Genomic DNA, 5667 nt, shown 5'->3' with positions numbered 1-5667 from the left:
TAATAATCAACCCTCTTTTTTTCCATACAAATCATTATCTGTACATACATCATAAATATAAGTATGATGTCATCGACACCACCCGTTCTTTTAAACGATCGCGAACTCAGAGTTGCTATCCAAAAAAACATCCTGAAAATATACCCATTTTCCGAAACCAATATCCAGCCAAACAGCTACGATATCACACTCAACGATTCATTCATTCGATTCAATGACAGCACAACAGCAATTGATCCGTTCCATAAAATACCGGACGAACTCACCACAAAAATAATCACAGACTATTTCATCATCAAACCGGGAGAATTCATTCTCGCAGAAACCATTGAGACAATCTCTCTCCCCCCGACGATCTGCGGTAAAATCGAAGGTAAATCGAGTATTGGAAGATTAGGACTCAATATCCAAAACGCCGGATTTATCGATGCAGGATTTTCAGGATCTCTCACACTCGAACTCTTAAACACCAATAAATACCCAATCATCCTCAGAAAAGGAATGGCAATTGGTCAGGTTGCATTCACTCAGGTCAACCCCTGTGAAACCCCCTATAATAAAAAGAAAGGTGCAAAATACAATAACCAGTCCGGCGCCACCCCTTCAAAATACTATATGAACAACCCTTCAGCAAAAAACAATACAAATATACCTCTAATAATGACACAGATACCCTACAAAACCATCCTCTCCAAAGATACCATCAGACGCACAACAATCGATATCTCACAATCCCTATCAAAAACCACTGAAGAATACTTTATGAAAATCGCAAAAGAATATAATGCTAAAATCCATAGGGATAACCTGGATTTAAGTTTTCCCCGGATTATTGCAAACCTGTGTTTCCATAACGAGATATGCTGCCCGATATACCCGAATAACGGTGACGAAATACCCTGCCCATGCCCATCATTTACCGAAGCACCTATAGGAATACGACAATGTAAATGTCATATTTTTATCGAAAAATGAATATTCTGCAAAAACCCCAAACTCACTTTTTCAACGGATATTTCGTCTCAGATAAATTCATCCAGAGATCAAACATATCCAGATACTGTTGCAGGGTTTCTGACGAATCGTACACCTGATACAATCCGACTTCACAATGTATACCGGTATGAGGTTCCTGGGTATCAGGATAAAATTCCGGAAGATCCACATACCGATGATAAATAAACTGTGTCGGAGTACAGTTGCAGGAAGTAGTTATCACTTCATCATCAATAATATAAAATTTTCCATGAACACTTGTATTCACTCCATACTCAGTGAATCCATGTTGTTTCAACCCCTGAATAAACCTCCTGAAACACTGCACATTTGACGGTTTCCGAAATCCGGGAGTATCCCCATCATCGTATGTCTGGGAAAGGAGCCTCACATCAAGCCCCTGGTTGTGTTTCTCTATCACCGGGGTCAATACTCCTTCCTTCTCGATAAACTGCGTAGAATCAACGCCATACTTGAATGCACGCGAATAGGTATACCGATACGCCGACATGTGTTGAGAACAGATATAAACCCGGTTCCGGGCAGACCGGATCTTCTTTATCAGAAAATGTTCAACATAATCAGTAGAATCTTCATAAAAAGGTGCAATAAAAAAGTTATGGGTCTGTAATTGAAGAGGACAGAACTGCATCTGGTTATATAGATCCATACCAACCCAAATATGTTTATGTCTCGAACAAAACCGAATTCAGAACCAAATCATCAAAAAACCGTTGTGCAGGTTGAATATAATCAGCCCCGCCCTCAACAATATCCATATGTTCAAGTTTTATCCGATCACGGACCGCGAAATTCGAAGATGACGAGATAAGCGCTCCCCCACCTCCATCAAACTCAACGAGCATTGATTTGATATGCAGACTATACGGAAGATCACCTCGGGAAAACTTCTTCAGATACCTGCTCCGGATCGAGGTATGATCAAAAGTATACAACCGATATGATCGAGTATCATGATACACCAATTTCGCATAATCCTGTTTAGAATATTTTTTATCAGTCTTATCTCCGGTTGTAAAATCATAAAGATATTGAGGATATGAAGAATCATATCCTTCCAGAGGTATTGAGACCATATCGATCTCGGTCCCGGTATCAGCCAGTGTGAAAAGGGTCTCATGAAGATACCTGTTGTTATAGAGATACAGGGATCCTTTAATTGCAGAGATATCAGATCGGGAATTAAGATACGATATCATTTTTTCAAGGAGTAAAGGATTTGCCCCCTGAACAAAAAACAGATTTTTTTGATAATCAGAATAATTGTAATATCCGTCATGAAAATGATATGACTGTAACACACATCTCACTATAGAAATACAATTATTTTAATTGATGTCTGAAGGTGCGATATCTTGAGTATGTATAGATGTACCCTACCCCAAAAACAGGGAGGTACCAAGAACAAACTCATATCCCAAAAGAATAGTTGAAAAAAAACGTATATACATCATACTGTATAACTTCTAATATATATACATTTAGTAAAGTATTTATTATATATGGTTTATCTATACTTATATTATATAAACTACTACTACTATATATACTACAACTACATTATTTTAATAAAAATATAATATATAATAATAACAGAATTTAAACCAGAAAAGGAGATCCTTGATCTACCCCCTCTTTTTGGTATCAAGTTCACCGATACGTAAGATCAGATAGTTAATCATGTATCACGATCAATATATTGGTATGGCACGCAAAGTGACAACAACAATGGAAGATGATCTCTATAGAGTTATCAAAGAAAAAGGTATCAAATTCGCTGATTGTCTTGCAAAAGGAGCAGAAATTCTTCTTAAAGAGAACGATCCAAAAGCTCATCCTCCTGCCATTAAACGTGTTGAAATGACACGATTAGCTATATCCCGTCTAACCGACGGAGAACTCAAAGCAATTATCCAGATCCTTTCAAACCGTGGATACAATAATACTGCCAGAACAATGATCTACAAATTAATCGAAACCAAAATCGGATTACCTCTTACCTATCGCGCCAGGTCAGAAGTATTAAAACTGGTTGATCGTCTGTATAAAGTTGCTCGGGAAGAAGGAGAGATCGACGACAGACTCGAACGATTCCGCGATAGCGAAATGGATAAAGTAATCCCCTATATCAATGAAGAAATCAATACAAGTTTCCCAAATATCAATGGAAAACTGTTAAAACCGAATACTATCTACAAGATCGCTGAAAAAATCAAACGCAAGATCACCACTATCCTTTCATCAAACGATATATCAATGATGCTCAGTGCAAGATTCTCTCCCTTCTACAGAGAAGATTATACTCTGGCAGATATCGAACGACTCACAATAGCATAACCTCTCCATGCTCGAAGAAATCGGGATTATCCGGACGAAAGTCTCCGATTATTACCACTGTCAGGTCAGACTCGCTGATCGAATCTGGATAGAACTCATTATCTCAGATGACGATTTCGATCGCGCCGACAAAAACGAAATCATCCCGATCACCGAAAAGATATCAATACCCCGCCTATTCCACGAAAACGAAATCTGGACAGAAAAACGTCACCGATTTGGATTATCTGCCTCACGAACAGCATATATAATCGATCTCGACGATCATTACAGACGATTATCCATCTCTAAATTTCAGAAAAAACAGTTCGATTTAGGTCAGAAAAAAAATATCGCTATATCGGAAGTAACCCAACCTCCTACACCCCACGAAGACGACTGACCAAATCTTATAACTCCAAATACCCAACCTGAGTTGATATTTTATGCACTATACCGAAACACAAACCGCTATCATCAACCGATTTAAAAAACCTCATATATCAAACCTCGATAAAATACCCGAATCTGAAATACCGTATTGGATTTGTAGTTGTGGAAAAATACTTCCATCAAAAAATATGACCTGCCCGGATTGTTCTGCAACCAGCCCAAGACCCATGTGTCCTCTGGATACCCTGGACGTTCCCACAACTATCGAAGCAACTCTGATAACCTGCCCTCTTTGTAACGAATTCATCCATCCCGGTAACGGATCCCACGATGTCACCGTTCGATCCCGAGTAACCGGATACCTTGCAGATGTAACCAATTTCAATGCAGGTAAACTTGATGAATTAAAAAACCGTCAAAAAAACGACTTCTAACCTCAATATCTGATTATTATGTCTATTATAGTATACTCTATGGAATGTTGCCCTCGTTGCGACGAACTCAAATCAATACTCATCAATAAAAAGATTAGTTTCAAAGAATCCAGTCTCAACGATCCCGAAACTGTTATTGATCTCATGTATAAAGGAGCCGACATCACAGCAGCCCCTCTCCTTTCAATAAAAGATCATATATTTTCTGGTAAAGAACTCTTCTCAAAACTCGACTCATTACTCACCGGGAACTAAGCATGATTGTCATTGACGCTCAGTTCAACCATTTAAAATATGATCCTTCACGGATCATCCATACTCTTCAAAAAGAAGCCGATGTTCCATTAGAACTCGCAGAAACAATCGCGCACGATGTTGCAAACACCCTGCAATCATCCGGTCTCGACGAAGTACCTACCGCTCTCATCCGGGAAATAGCAAACACGCATCTGATCCAACGAGGACACCGAAAATATCAGAAACGACTCACTCGCATCGGTATTCCTCTCTATGACGCTCTCGAAATCGATCTCGGCACAAAAGGTGGTAAAGATAACGCTAATCTCCAGGCAAACGCAGAAACCGCGCATAAACGAAAAGCGGATCTACTCAGTAAAGAAGAAGCTCTCCTCCTGATAGATGATGATCTCGCCAGACTGCATATCAATGCCGATATCCACATCCACGATCTCGAATATTTCACAAATCGATTATTTTGCAATGATTGGGACCTTCGTTACTTCTTTTATTACGGACTCATCCCGGACGGTACCGGTGCATCAAGCAGTGTTGCAGGTCCCGCAAAACGAGCAGAAGTCGCAATTCTCCATGCTGTAAAAGCTCTTGCTGCAGCACAGACAAACTTCGCAGGAGGACAGGGATTCTACAATTTTCTGACATTCCTTGCACCCTACATGGAAGGAATACCCTATGACGATATCGAACACCTGATGCAGATGTTTGTCTACGAGATGACACAAATGATGGTGGCAAGGGGAGGGCAAAGCGCCCAATATAATTCTAAACTATTAATAAAAGATTCAACTGATAAACTATCAATGGTTCCGATAGGAGAACTATGTCACCGGTATGTTAAAGGAGAAGGATCAAAACTCATCAAAAAGGATGGGTTGCAAACAATCTCGTTAAATAAAGTAACCGGAGAAATTGAATGGAAACCAATAACCGGAGTCCATGTGCATGTCCCAAACACCCCGTTACTGAAAACCAGTCTTCATGATGGAAGATACGTTATCACAACCAGTGATCATTCATTATTCAACTTGGATAATGAATGTAATATCATCGAAACCAAACCATCAACCAACCCGACAACCGTTCTGACAACCGATTCTATACCCTGTATTACCGGTGAATCATTTGATACAGATCTGATGTTCCTGATTGGAACAGTCATCGGTGATGGAAACATAAGTACTAACAACAACATTCCTAACTCATCTATCCGAATGATCAGTTCAAACAAAGAAGTCAGGTCACGGATAAC

The 5667-nt window shown here is 39.5% G+C and carries 8 protein-coding genes; 6 read left to right on the top strand and 2 right to left on the bottom strand.

All coding sequences use genetic code 11. The features are described 5' to 3' along the window. Nucleotides 1-63 precede the first annotated feature (63 nt). A complete protein-coding gene (gene dcd, locus PHO71_RS25025; protein WP_300208909.1) occupies nucleotides 64-975 on the top strand; it encodes a dCTP deaminase in 912 nt (303 codons plus the stop codon). 22 nt (nucleotides 976-997) lie between these two features. Here dcd and PHO71_RS25020 read toward each other — a convergent pair whose 3' ends face one another. Together PHO71_RS25020 and PHO71_RS25015 are read right to left on the bottom strand one after the other, a co-directional pair. Continuing rightward, nucleotides 998-1666 carry a phospholipase D-like domain-containing protein gene (locus PHO71_RS25020; RefSeq protein WP_300208908.1) on the bottom strand — a complete coding sequence of 223 codons (669 nt, stop codon included), beginning with the start codon at nucleotides 1664-1666 and terminating at the stop codon, nucleotides 998-1000. Nucleotides 1667-1682: 16 nt separating this feature from the next. Continuing rightward, nucleotides 1683-2093, bottom strand: a complete 411-nt coding sequence (locus PHO71_RS25015) for a hypothetical protein (RefSeq protein ID WP_300208906.1) — start codon at nucleotides 2091-2093, stop codon at nucleotides 1683-1685. Between the two features lie 604 nt (nucleotides 2094-2697). Here PHO71_RS25015 and PHO71_RS25010 point away from each other — a divergent pair. From PHO71_RS25010 to nrdD (PHO71_RS24990), 5 genes are all read left to right on the top strand, one after another. Continuing rightward, nucleotides 2698-3354 (top strand): hypothetical protein, encoded by a 657-nt coding sequence (locus PHO71_RS25010; RefSeq protein ID WP_300208904.1) that lies wholly within the window; start codon nucleotides 2698-2700, stop codon nucleotides 3352-3354. A 7-nt stretch (nucleotides 3355-3361) separates the two neighbouring features. Beyond that, a complete protein-coding gene (locus tag PHO71_RS25005) occupies nucleotides 3362-3736 on the top strand; it encodes a hypothetical protein (RefSeq protein WP_300208902.1) in 375 nt (124 codons plus the stop codon). Nucleotides 3737-3779: 43 nt separating this feature from the next. Beyond that, complete coding sequence (gene nrdD, locus PHO71_RS25000; protein WP_300208901.1) at nucleotides 3780-4160, top strand: anaerobic ribonucleoside-triphosphate reductase; 381 nt, start codon at nucleotides 3780-3782, stop codon at nucleotides 4158-4160. Nucleotides 4161-4178: 18 nt separating this feature from the next. Beyond that, the gene (locus tag PHO71_RS24995) at nucleotides 4179-4415 is read left to right on the top strand and encodes a hypothetical protein (protein WP_300208899.1); all 237 of its coding nucleotides are present in this window, start codon (nucleotides 4179-4181) and stop codon (nucleotides 4413-4415) included. 2 nt (nucleotides 4416-4417) lie between these two features. Beyond that, nucleotides 4418-5667 (top strand): anaerobic ribonucleoside-triphosphate reductase (gene nrdD, locus PHO71_RS24990; RefSeq protein WP_300208897.1); only part of this gene is annotated, 1250 nt, incomplete at its 3' end.

Origin of the sequence: Bacteroides sp., from assembly GCF_028690125.1 — a bacterium.
Classification (GTDB): domain Bacteria; phylum Bacteroidota; class Bacteroidia; order Bacteroidales; family Bacteroidaceae; genus Bacteroides.
This window is presented reverse-complemented; position numbering and strand designations above follow the sequence as displayed.